Origin of the sequence: Streptomyces sp. NPDC050658 (assembly GCF_044457025.1) — a bacterium.
Lineage (GTDB): Bacteria > Actinomycetota > Actinomycetes > Streptomycetales > Streptomycetaceae > Streptomyces.
The window spans coordinates 747,388-763,814 of sequence record NZ_JBITGM010000001.1; the positions used below are offsets into that span (position 1 = coordinate 747,388).

The following is a 16,427-nucleotide window of genomic DNA, read 5'->3' on the forward strand; positions in this document are numbered from 1 at the left end:
CCCGCTCACGCCCCTCAGGCCGCCACGGCCTCGTACAGGCTCCACAGTCCGAGCCCCAGCATCAGCACCGCCGCGATCTTGGTGATGAGAGACAGGGGCACGCGCTTCATCAGCGCCTTTCCGCCCACGATGCCCAGACCGGCGACCGCCCAGAGCGCGAGGACCGCACCGAGACCCACGGAGAGCGGGTCGTCGTAGCGGGCGGCCAGATTCGCGGTCATGATCTGCGTCAGATCGCCGAACTCGGCGACCAGGATCAGCATGAAGCCCGCCCCGGACACCTTCCAGAAGCTCTGGTCCTTGGGCTCGCGGACCTCTTCCTCGTCCTCGCCGCCCTTCATGAGCAGCATCGCCGCGCCGCCCAGGAAGAGCACACCGGTGAGCGCGTGCAGGATCTGCTGCGGCAGCAGCGTCAGGACGCTGCCCGCCGCCACGGCGAGCACCACATGGACGGCAAAGGCAGCCGCGACGCCGACGAAGACGTACGAGGCGCGGTAGCGCGTCCCGAGGACGAGCCCGGCCAGCGCTGTCTTGTCCGGGAGCTCGGCAAGGAAGACGACGCCGAAGACGAGCGCCGTCACGCTGATGCTGATCAAGGTTCCTCAATCGGTCGGGGCTGCCCCGCCGAGAGCGTCATGCGGCACTTCGCTTACGACACCTCGGCACGGCAGCGCACATCGACGTACACGGATGTGTACGTCTGGCACTGCTTGCCGAAGGTCTCGCTGGCCGGCCCCTGACAGGGCCTGCCTCCGGGCGCCGGCTCAGGACGGTCAGAGAGATCTGAACGAGCCGAGCAGTATGTCGACGGTCCGGCGAAGAGCTACTCCCCTTCTGCGTCATCCATCGTACGGGACCTCCGCCGCTCCCGTTCCAGGGACGAAAGACCCCGCCTCGTGTGGCGTGGGTCACCTCAAGTCAACTTCCGCACATATGAACGCCCATGACACCGCGCCAGAACCCTTGAACTGACCACCCGATTGACGCGACCCTGTCACCTGGCGCACACCCGCGGGAAACCCCACCGCGCCAGCATGACCACCCCACAGGTCAACTTCCCCCCACACAAAGGGAGTTCACATGTCCGCAGTCTACGCGCGTCGACGTCTCGTCACCCTCAGCGCCCTGACCGCCCTCGCCGCCGGTGCGACATTCCTCACCGGGTCCCCCGCCCAGGCCGCTCCCCCGGAACCGGTCTCCGCCGCCACCGCCCGCACCTACCTCGGCCAGCTCACCGAGAAGGCCGAGGGCTCCTCCGACGGCTACAGCCGCGAGAAGTTCCCGCACTGGAGCACCCAGTCCGGCGCCTGCAACACCCGCGAGGTCGTCCTCAAGCGCGACGGCACCAACGTCGAGCAGGACTCCAGCTGCGCCGCCACCTCGGGCACCTGGAAGTCGCCGTACGATGGAGGCACCTGGACCGCTGCCTCCGACGTCGACATCGACCACGTCGTGCCGCTCTCCGAGGCCTGGAAGTCCGGGGCCAGCTCCTGGACCACGGACCAGCGGGAAGGTTTCGCCAACGACCTCACACGGCCGCAGCTGATCGCGGTCACCGACAACGTGAACCAGAGCAAGGGCGACCAGGACCCGGCCGAGTGGCTGCCGCCCACCACGTCGTACCACTGCTTCTACGCCCGGATGTGGGTCGACGTGAAGCACCACTACGACCTCAGCGTGAACCCCGAGGAGAAGAGCGCCCTGTCCTCGATCCTCAACGGCTGCTGACCAGGGCCAGGAACTGATCGGCCGGAACCTCCCCATGGACCTCCGTCGTTCCGTACCGTACGGGGCGACGGAGGAGAGTGATCACACGTGGCACGGCTGCGCCTGGGTCCGCTGCTGAGGTATGTCGACGGTTCTTCGGCGACGGTCTGGGTCGAGGCCGACCGTCCGTGCACCGCCGAAGTGCGGTGCGCGGACGGCTCGAAGGGGACGGCGCACACATTCCAGGTCGCCGGGCACCACTACGCGCTCGTGCCGGTCACCGGACTGCGGCCGGGCACCGAGACGGCGTACGAGGTGCGGCTCGGCGACTCCCCGGTGTGGCCGCTGCCGGACTCGGGCTTCCCGCCCAGCACCATCCGGACCCCCGGCGACGACACCGACGAGACGCTGCGCGTCACCTTCGGCTCCTGCCGCTGGGCGGCGCCGCCCAGCGGCGAGCACGACCCTTCCCCAAGCTCTCGGCTTCGCTCGAGCAGGGGAGACCCCATCGGCCCCGACGCCCTGGACACACTGGCCGCCCGGATAGCCGCCGCCCCCGACGCCGAGCGCCCCGACGTCCTGCTCCTGCTCGGCGACCAGGTCTACGCGGACCAGACGTCCAAGGCGACCCGGCGCTATCTCGCCGCGCGCCGGAGCCTCGACGATCCGCCGGGCGACCAGGTCGCGGACTATGAGGAGTACACCCACCTCTATTACGAGTCCTGGCTCGACCCCGAGGTGCGGTGGCTGCTCTCCACCGTCCCCAGCTGCATGATCTTCGACGACCACGACGTCATCGACGACTGGAACACCAGCGCCGCCTGGCTCGCCGAGATGCGCGCGACCCCGTGGTGGCGCGAGCGCATTCTGAGCGGCCTGATGTCGTACTGGGTCCATCAGCACCTCGGCAATCTGCCGCCCGCCGAACTGGAGCGCAGCGAGCTGTACGCGGCGGTGCGCGCGACCCCCGACGGCACCGACACCCTGCGCGCCTTCGCCGCCGCGGCGGACGCCGACCCCACGGCGACCCGGTGGAGCTACCGGCGGGACTTCGGCCGCGTACGGCTGCTGATGGTCGACACGCGTGCGGCGCGGGTCCTGGAGGAGCAGAACCGCGCGATACTCGACCCGGACGAGGCGCGCTGGCTGCGCGAGCAGGCCCTCGAGGGCGGCTGCGACCATCTCCTGATCGGCACCTCGCTGCCCTGGCTGCTGCCCCATCTCATCCATGACGCCGAGGGGTGGAACGCGGCGCTGTGCCGCGGTGTGCGGGGCGAGCGCTGGGCGCGCTTCGGGGAGAACCTGCGCAGACGCTCCGACCTGGAGCACTGGGCGGCGTTCCCCGCCTCCTTCGACGAGTTGACCTCGCTGATCGCCGAGGCGGGCAGCGGCGACGACGCGCCCGCGACGGTGTGCGTGCTCTCCGGCGACGTGCACCACGCGTACATCGCGGAGCCGAGCTGGCCGGGCGGCGGCGGTCCCGTGTCGCGCGTCCTGCAGCTGACCTGTTCGCCCGTGCACAACTCGATACACGGGTCGATAAAGCTCGGCTTCCACTTCGGATGGAGCAAGACGGGGCGCGCGCTCGGCCGCCGCTTCCTGCGGCACGGCAGAACGGCACCGGCCGCCATCAACTGGCGCAAGACGGGCGGGCCTTGGTTCGGCAATCAGCTCATGACGCTGACGCTGCGCGGCCGTTCGGCGCGCGTCCGCCTCGAGCAGGCGCGGGTCGTGCGGGGTGTGGTGCGGCTGGAGGCCGAGGGGGAGGCCCGGCTCTCCTGAGTCGCACCTCGGCCGTATCCCCGAGTCATACGTCGGTCATACGCCACGCGACCCAGCCAAAGTGCCTATTGGCGCCCTAGCTTCGCAAAGGTGAACCCCGCCCCAGGGGCATCACGTGACACAGGCCACACCCGGACGGAGTTCCTCCGGATCGGGGTTCGACTTCCCCGCTTCCGGCGGCATGATGAGGCGGACCATCCGCTTCCAGCGCCCCCTCCTCTGCTCCGGGAGTCACGCCTTTGTCCGCAGCATCCGCCGCGACCGCACCGATCCGCGACGCTGCTGTCGCCGATGCCGCTGTCGCCGTCGTCGGCGCGGGACCCCGCGGCACCAGCGTCCTGGAACGCCTCTGCGCGTCGGCCGCCGAGCTCCTGCCGGCCGGCGCACGGCTGACGGTCCACGTCGTCGACCCCGCACCGCCGGGTCCCGGCCGCGTCTGGCGGACCGCCCAGCCGGCCGAGCTGCTGATGAACACCGTCGCCTCACAGGTCACCCTCTTCACCGACGAGAGCGTCGACTGCGCGGGACCGATCCGCACGGGGCCGAGCCTGTACGCGTGGGCCGCCGCCGGTCACGCGCCGGGGCTCGGCCCGGACGACTATCCGACGCGGGCCTGTTACGGCCGCTATCTGGAGTGGGTGTTCGCCGAGACGCTGCGGGGGGCTCCCGGGCAGGTCCGCGTCGAGGTGCACGCGGCACGGGCCGTGCGTCTCGACGAGGACGAGCAGGGGGAGTCGTACGAGCGGGGGGAGTTCTACGAGCAGGGCGAGCAGGGCGAGCAGGGCGAGCAGGGCGAGCAGGGCGAGCAGGGCGAGCAGGGCGAGCAGGGCGAGCAGGGACAGGAGGTGCTCGGCGGGGGCGGCGCCCAGACGCTCGTACTCGACGACGGGCGGGAACTGCGCGGGCTCAGCGCCGTCGTCCTGGCCCAGGGACATCTGCCGGCGGTCGACGAGCCGGGCTGCCGGGCGCTCGCCGAGCATGCCGCGCGGCACGGGCTGCGGCACATCGCGCCCGCCAACCCCGCCGACGTCGACCTCGCGGCGGTCGCCCCCGGCGAGCGGGTGCTGCTGCGCGGCCTCGGCCTCAACTTCTTCGACCACCTGGCGCTGCTCACCATCGGCCGCGGCGGCCGCTTCGTGCCCGCGCCTTCGGGCGGTCTGCGCTACCGGCCGTCGGGGCACGAGCCGCGGCTGTACGCCGGTTCGCGGCGCGGCATCCCCTATCAGGCGCGCGGCGACAACGCGAAGGGCGCGTACGGGCGGCACGAGCCCGCCGTCCTCACGCCGGACGTCATAGCCCGCTTCCGCAAGCGCGCGGACAGCGGTGACGCGCCGGACTTCCTCGACGAGATATGGCCACTGGTCGCGAAGGAGGTGGAGACGGTCTATTACGCGGGGCTCGTCGGCGGGCCCGCGGAACAAGCCGCCTTCCGGGACGCCTTCATCGGCGTTCCGCACCACAGCCCCCAAGAGGCCCTGGTCCTGGACGAGTTCGGGGTGACCGAGGAGGCGCGCTGGTCCTGGGACCGGATGTCGCGGCCCTGCGACGGCCGCGCCTTCCGCGCTCCGGGCGACTTCCGCGACTGGCTCCTGACGTATCTGCGCGAGGACACCGCACAGGCCGCGCTCGGCAATGTCGCGAGCCCGGTGAAGTCCGCCCTCGACGTGCTGCGCGACCTGCGCAACGAACTGCGGCTGATCGTCGACCACGGCGGCCTGACGGGATCGTCCCGGCGCGAGCACCTGGACCGCTGGTACACGCCGCTCAACGCCTTCCTCTCGATCGGGCCGCCCCGGCGGCGCATCGAGGAGATGACGGCGCTGATCGAGGCGGGCGTCCTTGAGGTGCTCGGCCCGCGTCTCGACGTACGGACCGACGCGGAGGGCGGCTATCGCGCGCACTCCCCCGATGTGCCGGGCTCCGATGTGTGCGTCACCACACTGATCGAGGCGCGGCTCCCGGAGCCCGATGTGCGCCGCACCGCCGACGAGCTGCTCGGGCGGCTCGTACGGACGGGGCAGTGCCGCCCGCATGTCGTCGACGGTTACGAAACCGGAGGCCTGGACGTAACACCGCGGCCGTACCGTCTGATCGACCGTCAAGGCCGGGTCCACGCAAGGAGGTTCGCGTTCGGCGTGCCCACGGAGGGCGTGCACTGGGTGACGGCCGCGGGCGCCAGACCGGGCGTCGACTCGGTGACCTTGTCGGACGCGGACGCGATGGCGCGGGCCGTGCTGCGGACGGCGGTAAGCGGGGCGCGGACGCCGGCCGCCGTGCCCGCGCGGCCGGCGGAGGCGGAACCGGAGTCTCCCGAATGGCCAGATGTTGAACTTGCAAGCATCGATTAGGTTCACCTAACCTAGGGCGCCCACTCGGTTCACGTCCCCAGCCGAAGGAGTCCCCACCATGACTGGACGTCTGAACAGCGCCCAGCCCTACGCAATAGGCCTGTTCCGCATAGTGATCGGCCTGCTCTTCGCCTGCCACGGCGCGTCCTCGCTCTTCGGCGTGCTCGGCGGCATGGACGGCAACGGCGCCACCGTCGATGCCGGCACCTGGCCCGGCTGGTACGCGGCCGTCATCCAGCTCGTCGGCGGCGGCCTTGTGCTGCTCGGCCTCGGCACCCGCGCCGCGGCGTTCATCGCGTCCGGCTCGATGGCTTACGCCTACTTCAAGGTGCACCAGCCGGAGGCCCTGTGGCCGCTGCAGAACGGCGGCGAGGCCTCGGCGATCTTCTGCTGGGCCATGCTGCTCTTCGTCTTCACCGGCTCCGGCGCGCTCGGCCTCGACCGCCTCTTCGCCTCGCGCGGCGAGCGCAAGGAGGACGACACGGCCTCCGAGCGGACGCCGGTGGCCGCCTGACGGCCGCCTCGTTCCACCCGACGGCGCCCCCGTCCTCGTACGCACGCACATGACGCGTACGAAGGCGGGGGCGCCGTCGCGTCGCGGGGCGGCCGGTCAGCCGCGCGGGGCGAACGGCACCGTGAAGCAGGCGAGGCGGTCGCCCGCGCCGCCCTGCTCGCGGTGGAGCACCACGGAACCCGCCTCGCCCGGCCGGAACTCCCAGTCGTGGCGGGCGCTCGCCCCGCCGGAGCCGTCCGCGTCCGCCGTGAAGTCGAGCCACACCTCGTTCCCCGCGTTGAGATAGGCCGGGTCCTTCGAGGGCTGCACCGGGTCCACACGGTCCTGGTAGTGGCCGCCGGCCGCCATCGGGTCGGCGCCGCACGGCTTCTGGTGCACATGGGCGCCGTACGCGTGCCCGGGCTCGAAGCCCTTCACCTTCAGGGTGACCTTCATGTCGCCCGGCTTCCCGTGCTGCTCGACCCCGATCCAGGCGGCAGCGGGCACCAGCTTCATGTCGTACGTGACCGCGGGCGAGGGCACGAACGCGCTGGGCGGCGCGAACCGCCCCTCGGCCCACACCCGGTAGCAACGCCCGGTCCCGTCGTCCGCCACGGCACCGCCCGCGGCGAACACCACCGCCGCCACTGCCCCGGCAAGCACTCCTGCCACCATCGTCGCGCTCCTTCCCGTACCCCCTTGTCGGATGACTCCATACGGGACTTTCGTACGGGACTCCGGCGGTGCACGCCGCGTCGGGAGCGGCAGCCGGGTGAACGTGATGTAGCGAACATCTGAGCCCCCTGTGGATCTACGGCGGAGGGCGCGGCGTACGCTGTACAGCTGTCACAAGCCGCCCCTGCCGCTCCCCCGCGACGTCGCGGCAACCAAGCCGTCGACCGGGGAGTTACGGGGAATTTCGGTGCTTGACACTCTGGGCGCACTGACCGGCAGCCCATGGATCTACGCGGTAGTGGCCGTTTCGGTGCTGTTCGACGTCGTGCTGCCGGTGCTGCCGAGCGGCGTGCTCGTCATCACGGCGGCCACCGCGGCGGCCGCGGCCGGCACGGGTACGGGGCATGTCCCGGACGGGGTGCCGGACATCCTGATCCTGCTGCTCTCGGCGGCCACCGCCTCGGTCATCGGCGATCTCGCCGTCTACCGGCTCGCCTGGCGCGGCGGCGACCGCCTCGACCGCGCGATCGCCCGCTCCCGCCGTCTGACCACGGCGCAGGAGCGGCTCGGCACGGCCCTCTCACGGGGCGGCGGAGCGCTCGTGATCATTGCGCGGTTCGCCCCCGCGGGCCGCTCGATCGTCTCGCTCGCGGCGGGCGCGGCGCATCGCAAGGTGCACGAGTTCCTGCCCTGGTCGGCGCTGGCGGGCGTGGCCTGGGCCGGTTACAGCGTGGCGCTCGGCTACTTCGGCGGGCAGTGGCTCGGCGCGACCTGGCTCGCCACGGGCGTCTCCCTGCTCGCGCTGTTCGGCGCGGGCGCGGCGGCCGCGTTCCTGGTGCGCAGGCCGCGGGCCGAGGCGGGGCGGCCGGCCGGGGCCTGAGGACTGGCCCTGAGGACTGGGCCTGAGGACTGGCCCTGCGCGCGGGAAGCCTGCGCTTGGCAGGCCTGAGGTCTACGCCTCCGCGTGGGTGTGGGCCCTGCCGCCCGATCCGCGCACCTCCAGTCCGTCGAGCAGCTCCGCCGTGGCCTCGGCCACGGCGTCCACGGCGCGGTCGAACACCTCACGGTTGTGCGCCGCCGGGGCACGGAACCCGGAGACCTTGCGCACGTACTGAAGCGCGGCGGCCCGGATCTCCTCCTCGGTGGCGTCCTCGGGGATGGCTGGCGGACGGAGCGTCTTGATGCTGCGGCACATGCCTACAGCTTGCCGCGTACGGGGCGGTTGAGGCGAGGGCTGCGCCCCGTCCCACTGCCCACAGGTTCACCCGTTTCAGACGTGGCATCGCTCGCCCCAGAAAATCGAACAGGAGTAGCATTACGCCGTGTCTGCAACCCCTGCGTACGACTTCCCGAGCGACCTCCTCGCCGGACAGGAGGAGCTGCACCAGGTCCGGGCCGAACTCTTGGCCCTGCTGAAGCGGCTCCCCTGGTCGGTGACGCCCCTGGACGGCTTCAGCGACGACCACGGCTGGCGCCCGGTGGAGCGCCCCGCGTCCCCGGGCTGGACCCCGGACGAGCAGGCGGAGGTGGAGAAACTCCGCGAGCGGGAGCGGGAGTTGGCGGTATTCGTCACCTGTCACCGCTTCTGGGACGAGGTGTCCGGGCCGGACGCGGTGGCGGCCCGCTCGCGCCTCAAACACGTCCACGAACACGTCCCCGAGAAAGCCGCCGACGGCCCTGGGAAAGCCATTGACACGGGGTGACGGCGGGCGTTGACTCCCTCTACCCGAGGGAGGTGCTGCCCCCATGAACGCTCTGCTGGCCGTCCTGGTACTCGCCCTGATCGGCCTGGGATTCAGCCAGCCACTCCTGTGGCTCGCCGCCGCGGCACTTGTCTTCTTCATCTTCCAGCAGTACGACCGCGCGGGCTCGAAGAGCAGCGGCGGCAGCGGCTCGGGCGGAGGCTCCGGAGCCGGTGGAGGAGGCGCGGGAGGCGGCGGGGGCGGCGGTGGCTACCCGAAGACGTACCGCGACTACCGCATCCGCAAGGAACGCCAGGAGCGCTGGGACCGCAGGTACCGCAGGACGCACCCCGGCTCGCGCTGAGCCGCGCGGAGGCTTCCGGCTGTCGGCCGACAGCCACCGGTCCGACAACTCACCTATCCGTGTGACACCGCGCTTACCTGGGCAAACGGCGGGGATTGAGGTCATGCACAACGCATCGACCACCCCCCGGGAGCCACCCGTATGCGCCTCACGTCCGCCGCACTCACCGCCGCCTTCGCGGCCCTGTTCACCGCGGTCGCGCCCGCGGCCGTCGCGGAGCCGTCCGCGGCGCCGGCCGCCACCCCGCCGGGCCGGATCTGCTTCTGGACCCAGCCCGGAATGATGGGCCAGTCCTGGTGTTACGGCCCGCCCGGTTACGCGGAGGCCGAGAACGGGACGCAGCGCAACGCCCACTCCTTCGAGTCCCGCTACAACGGCAGTGTGTACGCCATCAGTTACGGCTCCGGCAGCAGCTGCGTCTACCGGGAGATCCGCACGGACGACTACGACGAGGACTGGTCGTGGGCCGGAAAACTGGACGGCGTCAGCCACGAGACCATGGGCTGTGAGCCGGGCTGACCCTGATGCCGAAAAGCCGCACCCCACACCTCTCTTTCGCCCTGGTCGCCTGCGCGTTGCTCATCGGCGGCTGCGCGCCCGCCCCCGGTCCCGCCCGTCCCGAGATGCCGCCCGGCGACATCATCAAGGCGGCACAGCAGCAGCTCACCGACCGCTGCCTGAAGCGGCAGGGCCTCACTCCGCCGCGCGCCGGGCAGCCGCGGGCGGCGACCGCGGCCGGGCGGGCGGAGAGCCGACGCGTCGCGGACGCCCTCTTCGGGGCGGGCCGCACGGAGCTCGCCCTCACCCTGCCCACCGGCTACTCCGTGCGCGCCCACACCGACGGCTGTCTGGCCTCGGCCCAGCGCACGCTCTACGGCGACCAGCGCCGCTGGTTCGAGGTCTCGACGGTCGTCAACAACCTCGGCCCGGAGGCGGCCCACCGCCATCGCAGCCTCGACTGGGTCCGCGCCCGGCACCGTACGGAACTGGCCGACTGGAAACAGCTGCGGACCCAGGCCCTGCGCCGCGCGACGGCACAGCTGTCCTGACCGAAAACGGCACAGCTGTCCTGACCGGAACCTGACCGAAACCACCAACCGAGAAGGAGCACCACCCTTATGTTCAGCAAGCCCACGGCCCTGCTCGCCGCCACGCTCCTGGCCATCGGCACCGCCGTGACCACGTCCGCCGCGGCGCAGGCCGCCTCGTGCCCGAGCGGCCAGTTCTGCGCCTGGACGGACGAGAACTTCGGCGGCCAGCGCACCAACTGGTCGGGCGACGACCACGACTGGGAGGACCCCATCCAGGACCAGGACTCCTCCTGGGCGAACCACGGCATCACGGGCCCCGGCATCAAGGACCACGTCCAGGTCTACGAGAACCCGGGCCTGGTCGGCTTCGGCACGGTCTGCCTGGGTCCGGGCCAGGAGATCGCGACCCCCAGCGGCTGGGCCAACGACAGCGGGGACTCCCACACCTGGAAGATGGAGTGCTGAGAATCCCGCTCGCCGTCACACTCTTCCGCCGTATTCCGTCAGGGAATTGAAAGCAATTCCAACGCCCTGAGGAGACGGTCATGACAACCCGTTCGATCACGACTGAAGTACCGATGGCTCCGCGGATGTCCGACGACCCCTCGGAGCTCGTCCCGGAGCTGGCGGAGGTGTCGGCGGCGCTGTTCAAGGTCGTCGGCAACGGCTCGGTGCCGCGCAGCACGATCAGCCTCGTCCATCTGCGGGCAGGCCACATCGTCGGCAGCACCTATCTGACCGTTCTGCACACGGGACTTCTGCGTACGGCCGGAGTGTCGGAGGAGCGGATCACGTCCGTGGCGTCCTGGCAGGACTCGCCGTACTTCACGGGCGCCGAGCGGGCCGCGCTCGCCCTCGTGGACGCGGTGCTCAAGCCGTCCGCGGAGGGCGAGCGGGTCTCTGCCGAGCTGTACGCCGAGGTGGCGGGGCACTACCAGCCCAAGGCCCTCGCCACCCTGATCGCCGCCATCGGGCAGGTCAACTTCTTCGTCCCGCTGGCACTCGTCGCCAAGCCGGTGCCGGGCAGGGCGTTCACCGACCCGTGGAAGTGAGCGGCGCCTAGGAGGTGGCCCGCACCGCCGAGATGTCGAACTGGAGGCGGACCTTCTCGCTGACCATCGTGCCGCCCGCCGCGAGGCGCTGGTTGTAGACCAGTCCCCAGTCGGTGCGGTCGATGGTGGTGGTGCCGTCGAAGCCGACCCGCTCGTAGCCGAAGGGGTCGAGGACCGAGCCCAGGTAGTCGAGTTGCAGCTCGACGGGGCGGGTGACGTCACGGATGGTCAGATCGCCGGCCATGCGGAACGTCTCCCCGCCCTCATGGACGGTGGCGGTGCTGCGGAACGCCATCTCCGGGTAGCGGCGCGCGTCGAAGAAGTCGGCGCCGATGAGGTGCGCGTCCCGCTGCTCCACACCGGTGTCGACGCTGGCGATCCGGATGACGAGTTCGGCGCTCGACCGCGAGGGCTGCTCCCCGTCGAAGTACAGCTTGCTGTCGTAGTCGGCGAAGGCGCCCCGGACGGTGGTGACCATCGCGTGCCGCACGGAGAACCCGATGCGGCTGTGCGGCCGGTCGATGGTCCACTGCCCGTCCAGCGCGCGCAGCGCCGGATCGAGTGCGACACCAGAGGTCTCGCCCTTCGGAAAGGGCGTACGGGGACCGCCGGCCGGCATCGGCTCGATGGTGGCGGTCTGGCGACGGCTGAAGATGCCCATGGGGGTCGCACACTCCTTCGAGAATGGTGACTCAGTGTTATCACGGCGCCCGTCGGCACCCCCGGTGAGATGGGCGGCCTCGTCCGGCTTCCATGGCGCCGACGGCAAAGCTGCACAGAATCAACAAATTGTGGATGCACCGTCGGGCGGTCCGCCGTCACGCACGGTCATCGCCGCGGTCATGCAGAAGTATCATCGCGATCATGCAGAAGCCCCCCAGTCGATCACGACTGGGGGGCCACGGAGCAGACTCGCGTCTGCCGGTTTCCTGCCTGGTGGGCGCGGACGGTTTCGAACCGCCGACATCCGCCTTGTAAGGGCGGCGCTCTACCCCTGAGCTACGCGCCCGGAAGGTTTCGACAGCCTACCTTGCCGGTGGGAGTGGATCGCAAACCCGTCGGCGCGGAGGGCAAAGTCACGGTGTGCGGCGCGAACTAACCGGCCCGTGTGTTCGTCATTAACCGGTGGGAGAATGTGACACCGGGCAAGGCGGATGACAGCACGGGAGAGGGATAGTGACGGCGACACCATCGCAGCCGTACACGCCAGATACGTCGAGCAGGTCCGACAGGCCGAAGACCGCGCACGCGGCGAGGGCCGGCGCCCCTCACCGCCGAAGCCCCCTCCGCGATGCCCTCGCGCTCGCCCTGCTGCCCCTCCCGCTGATCGCCCTCGCCCTGCCCGCCGCGTTCGCCGGCGGCGGCACCCGGCGGTGGTTCGGCGGCCGGGGCGAGTCCATGCGGGCCGACGCGCAGGCCGCCAAGGACGCGGCGGCCGCGGCCTTCTATGAACTGGACACCGCCCAGCGCGATCTGCGGATCTCGATCGAGACCATCGTCGCCGTCGACTCCTCGCCCGCGGCCCAGCGCGCCGTCTCCGACTTCGAGGCGATGGGACGGCGGATCGACGAGGTCAGCCACCAGTACATCAACGCCGTGGACGCGCACGACCTCGACCGGGACGACCTGGAGTCCTCCGTCGCCGCCCGCGCCCGGACCGAGCTGACGCAGGCCAAGGACGCGCTGGGCCAGGCCAAGCAGGACCTCGACCGGTTCAAGGACGGGCTCGGGCCGCTGCTCGACAAGGCGGAGACCCAGCTCGCCCGGCTCGCCCCCGCCGTCGAGCGGGCCCGCCAGACCCTGCTCGCCGCGAGCAACGCCCTCGACGCGGTGCGCGGCGCCGGGCTCAAGGCCGACGACCTCGCCGCCCGCCTGGCCGCCCTCGGCCCCGAACTGACCAAGCTCAACCAGGGAGCGGGACAGCACGGCGTACCGGAGACGCTGCAGCGCGCCGACCGTGTGCTGCGGGACGCCGAAGCGGTGCGGGCCGAGGCCGAGCGGCTGCCCGAGCGTGCCGCCGAGATAGACCGCCGCCTCGTCTCGCTCCGTACGCGCGCGCAGGCGCTCACCACCCGCAGCGGCCAGGTCGACCCCATCCTCAGCGAGCTGCGCCGCCGCTTCACCGCGGCCTGCTGGCAGGATCTCCAGCGGGTCCCGGACCAGGCCGCGGAGAACGTCCGGCAGGCCGAGACCAAGCTCAAGGAGGCAGGCCGCGCCCGCGACGAGCAGCGCTGGCCGGACGCCACGTCCCTGCTCTCCACGGTCCGCGCCCTGCTGAACTCGACGGACGAGGCGGTCTCCGCCGCCGGTGACCGCCTCCGGCGGCTCAACGCGGTCTCCAAGGACCCGCAGCAGGAGATCGAGCGCACCCGCTTCGCGATCCGCGACGCCCAGCGCCTGGCCATGGCGGGGCGCCACACCCCGGAGCAGCGGCACGCACGCCCGCTGGACGAGTCCGTCGCCCGCCTGGACCGCGCGGTGGCCTCGCTGGAGGGCCGCCATCCCGACTACTGGCACTTCCTGACCGAGACCGAGGCCGTGCGGCAGACGGTGGCGCGGGTGGTCGGGCAGATCCGGGAGGAGCGGGGGCAGGGGGCGTCGTAGCCTCGCGAGGTGTTGGCGCTCCGGCCGCTGAGGGCGGATCCTGGAGATACGTACGCGGCAGCACCGTACCGAGCTTCGTACGCGTACGAACCAGCGGCCTCCCCGCGCACCAAGGAGGCGGACATGGCCACGCACGTACTTCATCCGGGGGCCAAGCGGCCCAGGCGGCACGTCACGCTCAACGAACACCTGCCGGTCGACCACCGCCTCAGCACCGTCTACCGCGTCGGCGCGGGACTCATGGGACTCGTCCTGCTCGCGTTCGGCATCCTCGGCCTGATCGACAAGGTCGGGTTCTTCGACACGGAGGGCGACACCGTCGCGGGCCTGAACACCAACGGCGCGCTCAGCGTCCTGTCGATCTGCGTCGGACTGCTCCTCTTCGTCGGCATGGTGATCGGCGGCAACTTCGCGTCGACGCTCAACATGGTCCTCGGCGTCGCGTTCGTCCTCAGTGGCTTCGTCAACCTCGCCCTGCTGGAGAGCGACTACAACTTCCTCGCCTTCGAGATCCAGAACGTGCTGTTCAGCTTTGTGGTCGGCGTCCTGCTGATGCTCTTCGGGATGTACGGCAGGGTCGGCTCGGCACTGCCGCACGACAACCCGTACTGGAAGGCCCGCCACCCCGAGGCGGTACGCCACTCGGAGCACGCACAGCCCCGGACCTGACCAGCGAAGACACCCTGCGGACGGCTGCCGCGACGGCTGTGCGAGCCTGAGGGCATGTCGGACCTCACCACAGCCTTCAGCACCGCCCTGCGGGACCGGCGCCTGGTCGCCATCGTCCGCGGCACTGACGCGGAGGCCTCCTTCCGCACGGTCATGGCCCTCGTCGAATCGGGCGTTCCGCTCGTCGAGGTGTCCCTCAGCGGCACCGACGCGCTCGGCGTCATCCGCCGGGCGCGCGCGGAGCTCGGCGACGACGCCTGGCTCGGCGCGGGCACCGTCCTCACCGCCGACGACGCGCGGCGGGCCGCCGACGCGGGCGCCAATCTCGTCGTGACGCCGGGGCTCGGCGCCGGCGTCGACGAGGCGGTGCGGCGCGGGCTTCCCGTGGCCGCCGGGGTGCTCACGCCGACCGACGTGATCGCGGCCGGTGTCGCGGGCGCGACCGCCCTGAAGATCTTCCCCGCGTCGGCCATGGGCGGCCCCGCGTACCTCAAGGCGCTGCGGGCGCCCTTCCCCGACGTGCCGTTCGTGCCGGTGGGCGGCGTGGACGCGGCTGCCGCGGCGGAGTATCTGGCGCTCGGCGCGGTCGCGGTGGGCGTCGGCTCGCCGCTGATCGGCGACGCGGCGGACGGCGGCGACCTGGGCGCGCTGCGCAAGCGGGCCGCGGAGTTCACGGCGGTCGCGGGGGTACGCCGATGAGCGCGGCGGACGTGCTCGATGTGCTGACCATCGGGGAGACCATGGTCGCCCTGCGCGGCAACGGCCCGCTGAAGCTGGGCGGTTCGATGGACCTGTCCGTCGCGGGCGCCGAGTCGAACGTGGCGATCGGCCTCGCCCGGCTCGGTCACTCCGTGCGCTGGGCCGGCGCGGTCGGCGACGACGAGGCGGGCGAGCTGGTGCTGCGCACGCTGCGGGCGGAGGGCGTCGACGTCACCGCGGCGAGCCGTGACGCGGGCGCGCCCACCGGGCTCATCCTCTTCGAGCCGCGGCTGCCGGACGTGACCCGCGTGCACTACTACCGTGCGGGCTCCGCCGGTTCACGCATCGCCCCGGCCGCCGTGGAGTCCGCCTTCGCCACCGGTCCCGCGCCGCGCGTACTGCACCTGACCGGCATCACCCCGGCGCTCGGCCCGTCCGCGCGGGACGCCTGCCGCCGCGCCCTGGAACTGGCCCGTGAACACGGCACGACGGTCTGCCTCGACGTCAACTTCCGCTCCCGGCTGTGGAGTTCGGAGCAGGCCTCGACGGTCATGCGGTCCTGGATTCCGTACGTAGATGTCCTCGTCGCATCGGACGACGAACTGCCGCTGTGCGTACCGGAAGGGACGCCCGGCACCGGTGCGCAGGTCAAGCAGCTCCTCGGCCTGGGGGTCGGCGAGGTCGTGGTCAAGCTCGGCGCCGACGGGGCCACCGCGTACACGGCCGGGGGCGAGCTGCACGCTCCCGCGCGTCCGGTGCGGGCGGTGGACGCGGTGGGCGCGGGGGACGCGTTCGTGTCCGGGTATCTGTCGGCGCTGCTCGACGGCGAGGACGTCGCGGGGCGGCTCGACCGGGCGGTCACGACGGGCGCCTTCGCGGTGGCCTCGCACGGGGACTGGGAAGGGGCGCCGACGCGGGCGGAGCTGGGGCTGCTCGGGGCGGGGGCCGGGACCGTGGTGCGCTGACATGGCGGCGGGGGCGGAGGCAGCGGCGGCGGCCGGGGCGCAGGCTGGTGTCGTGGCGCAGGCGTGGTGTCGTGGCGGGGCCGCTGGTTAATCTGTGCGCATGCCCCGCTACGAATACCGCTGCCGTTCCTGCGGCGACACGTTTGAACTGAGCCGTCCGATGGCCGAGTCCTCGGACCCCGCCGCCTGCCCCGCCGGGCACGAGGACACCGTCAAGCTGCTCTCGGCGGTGGCGGTGGGCGGGACGAGCGCCGCGCCGGGACCGAGCGCGGGAGGCGGCGGTGGCGGGGGCGGCTGCTGCGGCGGGGGTTGCTGCGGCTGACCCCGGGCTCCGCCTCGACGCCCCGCCCCAGCTC

Annotated in this window: 20 protein-coding genes and 1 tRNA gene; 16 read left to right on the top strand and 5 right to left on the bottom strand. The window is 71.9% G+C overall.

Annotated features, from left to right (window positions below; all coding sequences use genetic code 11):
• Positions 1 to 14: 14 nt before the first annotated feature.
• On the bottom strand, positions 15 to 596 hold the full coding sequence (locus ACIBKX_RS03455; protein WP_363270653.1) for a TMEM165/GDT1 family protein: 582 nt from the start codon (positions 594 to 596) through the stop codon (positions 15 to 17).
• Between the two features lie 484 nt (positions 597 to 1,080).
• Here ACIBKX_RS03455 and ACIBKX_RS03460 point away from each other — a divergent pair, with 484 nt between their 5' ends.
• From ACIBKX_RS03460 to ACIBKX_RS03475, 4 genes are all read left to right on the top strand, one after another.
• Positions 1,081 to 1,728 carry an HNH endonuclease family protein gene (locus ACIBKX_RS03460; RefSeq protein WP_363270652.1) on the top strand — a complete coding sequence of 216 codons (648 nt, stop codon included), beginning with the start codon at positions 1,081 to 1,083 and terminating at the stop codon, positions 1,726 to 1,728.
• An 87-nt stretch (positions 1,729 to 1,815) separates the two neighbouring features.
• Positions 1,816 to 3,489: an alkaline phosphatase D family protein gene (locus tag ACIBKX_RS03465; protein ID WP_363270651.1), complete on the top strand. Its 1,674-nt coding sequence runs from the start codon at positions 1,816 to 1,818 to the stop codon at positions 3,487 to 3,489.
• A 239-nt stretch (positions 3,490 to 3,728) separates the two neighbouring features.
• Positions 3,729 to 5,837: an FAD/NAD(P)-binding protein gene (locus tag ACIBKX_RS03470; RefSeq protein ID WP_363270650.1), complete on the top strand. Its 2,109-nt coding sequence runs from the start codon at positions 3,729 to 3,731 to the stop codon at positions 5,835 to 5,837.
• Positions 5,838 to 5,895: 58 nt separating this feature from the next.
• Complete coding sequence (locus ACIBKX_RS03475) at positions 5,896 to 6,351, top strand: DoxX family protein (protein ID WP_363270649.1); 456 nt, start codon at positions 5,896 to 5,898, stop codon at positions 6,349 to 6,351.
• 96 nt (positions 6,352 to 6,447) lie between these two features.
• Here the strand turns inward: ACIBKX_RS03475 and ACIBKX_RS03480 are convergent, their stop codons facing one another.
• The gene (locus ACIBKX_RS03480; RefSeq protein ID WP_363270648.1) at positions 6,448 to 7,005 is read right to left on the bottom strand and encodes a superoxide dismutase family protein; all 558 of its coding nucleotides are present in this window, start codon (positions 7,003 to 7,005) and stop codon (positions 6,448 to 6,450) included.
• Between the two features lie 247 nt (positions 7,006 to 7,252).
• Between ACIBKX_RS03480 and ACIBKX_RS03485 the strand changes: the two genes are divergently transcribed.
• The gene (locus tag ACIBKX_RS03485) at positions 7,253 to 7,885 is read left to right on the top strand and encodes a VTT domain-containing protein (RefSeq protein ID WP_363270647.1); all 633 of its coding nucleotides are present in this window, start codon (positions 7,253 to 7,255) and stop codon (positions 7,883 to 7,885) included.
• A 72-nt stretch (positions 7,886 to 7,957) separates the two neighbouring features.
• Here ACIBKX_RS03485 and ACIBKX_RS03490 read toward each other — a convergent pair whose 3' ends face one another.
• Complete coding sequence (locus ACIBKX_RS03490; RefSeq protein ID WP_363270646.1) at positions 7,958 to 8,200, bottom strand: DUF2277 domain-containing protein; 243 nt, start codon at positions 8,198 to 8,200, stop codon at positions 7,958 to 7,960.
• A gap of 127 nt (positions 8,201 to 8,327) precedes the next feature.
• Here ACIBKX_RS03490 and ACIBKX_RS03495 point away from each other — a divergent pair, with 127 nt between their 5' ends.
• The 6 genes from ACIBKX_RS03495 to ACIBKX_RS03520 all read left to right on the top strand — a co-directional run bounded on the left by ACIBKX_RS03495 (position 8,328) and on the right by ACIBKX_RS03520 (position 11,134).
• Positions 8,328 to 8,708, top strand: a complete 381-nt coding sequence (locus tag ACIBKX_RS03495; RefSeq protein ID WP_363270645.1) for a hypothetical protein — start codon at positions 8,328 to 8,330, stop codon at positions 8,706 to 8,708.
• Positions 8,709 to 8,751: 43 nt separating this feature from the next.
• The gene (locus tag ACIBKX_RS03500; RefSeq protein WP_363270644.1) at positions 8,752 to 9,051 is read left to right on the top strand and encodes a hypothetical protein; all 300 of its coding nucleotides are present in this window, start codon (positions 8,752 to 8,754) and stop codon (positions 9,049 to 9,051) included.
• Between the two features lie 141 nt (positions 9,052 to 9,192).
• Entirely contained in the window at positions 9,193 to 9,570 is a 378-nt protein-coding gene (locus ACIBKX_RS03505) for a hypothetical protein (protein ID WP_363270643.1), read from the top strand.
• 5 nt (positions 9,571 to 9,575) lie between these two features.
• The gene (locus ACIBKX_RS03510; protein ID WP_363270642.1) at positions 9,576 to 10,100 is read left to right on the top strand and encodes a hypothetical protein; all 525 of its coding nucleotides are present in this window, start codon (positions 9,576 to 9,578) and stop codon (positions 10,098 to 10,100) included.
• A gap of 69 nt (positions 10,101 to 10,169) precedes the next feature.
• On the top strand, positions 10,170 to 10,547 hold the full coding sequence (locus tag ACIBKX_RS03515; protein WP_363270641.1) for a peptidase inhibitor family I36 protein: 378 nt from the start codon (positions 10,170 to 10,172) through the stop codon (positions 10,545 to 10,547).
• A gap of 80 nt (positions 10,548 to 10,627) precedes the next feature.
• Complete coding sequence (locus ACIBKX_RS03520) at positions 10,628 to 11,134, top strand: carboxymuconolactone decarboxylase family protein (RefSeq protein WP_363270640.1); 507 nt, start codon at positions 10,628 to 10,630, stop codon at positions 11,132 to 11,134.
• A 7-nt stretch (positions 11,135 to 11,141) separates the two neighbouring features.
• Here the strand turns inward: ACIBKX_RS03520 and ACIBKX_RS03525 are convergent, their stop codons facing one another.
• Positions 11,142 to 11,795: a YceI family protein gene (locus ACIBKX_RS03525; RefSeq protein WP_363270639.1), complete on the bottom strand. Its 654-nt coding sequence runs from the start codon at positions 11,793 to 11,795 to the stop codon at positions 11,142 to 11,144.
• A 273-nt stretch (positions 11,796 to 12,068) separates the two neighbouring features.
• A tRNA-Val gene (locus ACIBKX_RS03530) sits at positions 12,069 to 12,143 on the bottom strand.
• Between the two features lie 167 nt (positions 12,144 to 12,310).
• On the opposite strand from ACIBKX_RS03530, the gene ACIBKX_RS03535 reads away from it, so the two are divergent.
• The 5 genes from ACIBKX_RS03535 (at position 12,311) to ACIBKX_RS03555 (ending at position 16,393) form a co-directional block, all read left to right on the top strand.
• Positions 12,311 to 13,738, top strand: a complete 1,428-nt coding sequence (locus ACIBKX_RS03535) for a hypothetical protein (protein ID WP_363270638.1) — start codon at positions 12,311 to 12,313, stop codon at positions 13,736 to 13,738.
• A gap of 123 nt (positions 13,739 to 13,861) precedes the next feature.
• Complete coding sequence (locus tag ACIBKX_RS03540) at positions 13,862 to 14,407, top strand: DUF4383 domain-containing protein (RefSeq protein ID WP_363270637.1); 546 nt, start codon at positions 13,862 to 13,864, stop codon at positions 14,405 to 14,407.
• Between the two features lie 54 nt (positions 14,408 to 14,461).
• Positions 14,462 to 15,106, top strand: coding sequence for a bifunctional 4-hydroxy-2-oxoglutarate aldolase/2-dehydro-3-deoxy-phosphogluconate aldolase (locus ACIBKX_RS03545; protein ID WP_363270636.1), 645 nt, complete (start codon positions 14,462 to 14,464; stop codon positions 15,104 to 15,106).
• On the top strand, positions 15,103 to 16,071 hold the full coding sequence (locus tag ACIBKX_RS03550; RefSeq protein ID WP_363270635.1) for a sugar kinase: 969 nt from the start codon (positions 15,103 to 15,105) through the stop codon (positions 16,069 to 16,071). The genes ACIBKX_RS03545 and ACIBKX_RS03550 overlap by 4 nt, the downstream gene beginning before the upstream one ends.
• A gap of 100 nt (positions 16,072 to 16,171) precedes the next feature.
• The gene (locus ACIBKX_RS03555; protein ID WP_363270634.1) at positions 16,172 to 16,393 is read left to right on the top strand and encodes a zinc ribbon domain-containing protein; all 222 of its coding nucleotides are present in this window, start codon (positions 16,172 to 16,174) and stop codon (positions 16,391 to 16,393) included.
• The last annotated feature ends 34 nt before the right edge of the window (positions 16,394 to 16,427 follow it).